The following is a 2362-nucleotide window of genomic DNA, read 5'->3' as shown; positions in this document are numbered from 1 at the left end:
AAATCCCTCGCCTTCAGGCGAAAGGGAAAGATATAAATGAAATGCTTTTAGCAATGAAATTTATATCAAAGAAACATGAGAAGTTATAGAAAGAATAGTCATAGTCAGTATGATTTAAAAGTACATCTTATATGGATACCAAAATATAGGAAGAGAGTATTGATAGGCAAAGTAGCGGAAAGGGCTAGAGATTTACTAAGGCAGATTTGTATGGAACATGAAGTATATATAATTTCAGGGAAAATATCATGTGATCACGTGCATATGTTTATCTCATATAAATCACAAATATCTCTTAGCAAGTTAGTACAGTATTTAAAAGGTAGTAGCTCAAGAATTTTATTGCAAGAATTTGCTCATTTAAGAAAACAATTTTGGGGCAATCATTTGTGGGCTAGGGGCTATATGGCGGTCAGTTCAGGTAATATAACTGATGAAATGATACAGCACTATATTGATGAACAGGAAGGTGAACCTGTGAATGATGATCGATTTCTAATCGATTCCACTTTATAACCCCTCAGCTTATAGCTGAGGGTTCTTTAGTTATATCAAAGAAAATAATATAATTAATACCGATGAAGATTTAGAAAAATTAAGATTTAATACATATTATAACGGCATTGCAAAAAATAACGGTGATGCTGCTTGTGTTTTGCATTGCCTGCAAAATTTAAAAGAGGGTGGTAGAATGGCATTGGTAGTACCTGAAGGGTTCTTATTCAGAAAAACCACCGCTGCTGTTCGTCAATTTTTACTATCAAAAGCAAAGTTGCAACTCGTTATCTCTAAAAAAAGAAAAATGGTTGGTATAAATGATTTAAATAAAATTGATTCCTCAGACCTTAGTAAGGTAGATAAAAATCCTGATTTAAAAACTAATATGTTTGAACTTGGATTTAAAATTATAGATTTAAAGAAAATAAAGAATAATGGGTATAACTTAGTAGGTAATCATTATAGAGAAGCGATAAAAAAGGAAAAATTTACTTTGGTAAAGTTATCGAAAATATGTCATATATATATAATGGTTCAACCCCTTCAAGAAAAGAACAAAAATATTGGTATAACGGTGATATACCTTGGTTTACCTTAGAAGATTTGGAAAATGGGGAAAACGTTTAAAACTAAACAATTTAATTACAGAAAAAGCCTTAGAAGAAACTAGTGTAAAATTATTACCTACTAACACTATACTAACACTATATTACTATCTTGTGCAGCAACAATAGGCAAAGTTGCTTTTTCTAAAATACCGCTTACTACTAATCAACAAATAAATGGGTTAGTTATTAAATAGGAATATGCAGATCAAATTTTACCAAAATTCTTATTTTACACCTGTAAGTCATTAGAACAAAAATTATTAGATATTTGTACAACCCAAACAACTAAATATATATCCATTACTAAATTAGACGAAATTGCAATTTTTCTTCCACCTATTGAAGAACAGCAAAAAATTGTTGAGGAGTTGGATAGTTATCAAAAAATAATAGATGGGGCAAAACAGAAAATAGGTAATTGGAAACCCAGTTTTGAAATAAATAAACAATTGAAAATTGTTAAAATTGGTGATATTTGTAATAACAAAGTGCAGCATGGTCTTTCACAAGACATGAATACAGAGGGTGAAGGGTAAAAATACTTAGAATGGAAAACTTACAAAAAGGATTATTAGAGTTTACAGATATAAAATATGTTAAAATTGATAAAGAAACTTTTAGACAATTTAAACTTAATAAAGGGGATATTTTATTCAACAGAACCAATAGTTTTGAATTGGTAGGTAAAACCTCTATATTTGAAGCAGAGTCAGAATATTGCTTTGCCTCTTATTTGATAAAAATAGTTGTCAACCAAGAAAAAATACTGTCTAATTTTTTAAATTTATATATGAATACTGATTTATTTCAAAAAAATCTTAAAAATTATGCTAAACAATCTAATAATCAAGCAAACATAAATGCTCAGATACTTTTAGCACAAAAAATCCCTCTTCCTTCTCTTTTAATTCAAGAAGAGATTATTGCAGAGTTAGAACATGAAAGAAATATAATTGAAGCAAATAAAGAAACCATAAAGCTTTTTGAAAACAAACTAAAAACCAAATTAAATTTTCTTTGGCAATAATTGATGTACATTAACTACTTAAAAGATTTGATTGGTTTTAAGTCTGTAACTCCTGAGAGCGATGGGGCTATTGAGTATATTGATGATTTGCTTAAAAAACACGGCTTTAAGACCGAAATAAAAATATTCGGCGATTCTAAAAGCGAGCAAGTCACTAACCTTTATGCTGTTTTCGGTAGCAATGAGCCTAATATTTGCTTTGTTGGGCATGTAGATGTAGTGCCGGCAG

At 29.6% G+C, this 2362-nt stretch carries 3 protein-coding genes and 2 pseudogenes; all 5 read left to right on the top strand.

The window, feature by feature from the left end; translation table 11 throughout:
• Window positions 1-75 precede the first annotated feature (75 nt).
• Entirely contained in the window at window positions 76-516 is a 441-nt protein-coding gene (gene tnpA, locus REIS_RS07325) for an IS200/IS605 family transposase (RefSeq protein ID WP_008579210.1), read from the top strand.
• Window positions 517-550: 34 nt separating this feature from the next.
• A pseudogene (locus REIS_RS07320) lies at window positions 551-790 on the top strand (N-6 DNA methylase); the annotation flags it as partial.
• Window positions 791-1315: 525 nt separating this feature from the next.
• Window positions 1316-1642 (top strand): restriction endonuclease subunit S, encoded by a 327-nt coding sequence (locus tag REIS_RS17790; protein ID WP_081819107.1) that lies wholly within the window; start codon window positions 1316-1318, stop codon window positions 1640-1642.
• Between the two features lie 11 nt (window positions 1643-1653).
• Entirely contained in the window at window positions 1654-2133 is a 480-nt protein-coding gene (locus tag REIS_RS07315) for a restriction endonuclease subunit S (RefSeq protein ID WP_008580692.1), read from the top strand.
• A 3-nt stretch (window positions 2134-2136) separates the two neighbouring features.
• Window positions 2137-2362: pseudogene (locus tag REIS_RS07310) on the top strand (succinyl-diaminopimelate desuccinylase); the annotation flags it as partial.

The sequence above is a fragment of the Rickettsia endosymbiont of Ixodes scapularis genome (genome assembly GCF_000160735.1).
In the GTDB taxonomy this organism is placed as follows: Bacteria; Pseudomonadota; Alphaproteobacteria; order Rickettsiales; family Rickettsiaceae; genus Rickettsia; species Rickettsia tamurae.
Note: the sequence above shows the minus strand (reverse complement) of the source record. Positions and strands in the feature narration are given on the sequence as shown.

What these genes read in the sequence shown, in the direction of transcription:
- tnpA (WP_008579210.1), top strand. Translation starts at nt 76, where the DNA reads ATGAGAAGTTATAGAAAGAATAGTCATAGTCAGTATGATTTAAAAGTA.
- REIS_RS07315 (WP_008580692.1), top strand. Translation starts at nt 1,654, where the DNA reads ATGGAAAACTTACAAAAAGGATTATTAGAGTTTACAGATATAAAATAT.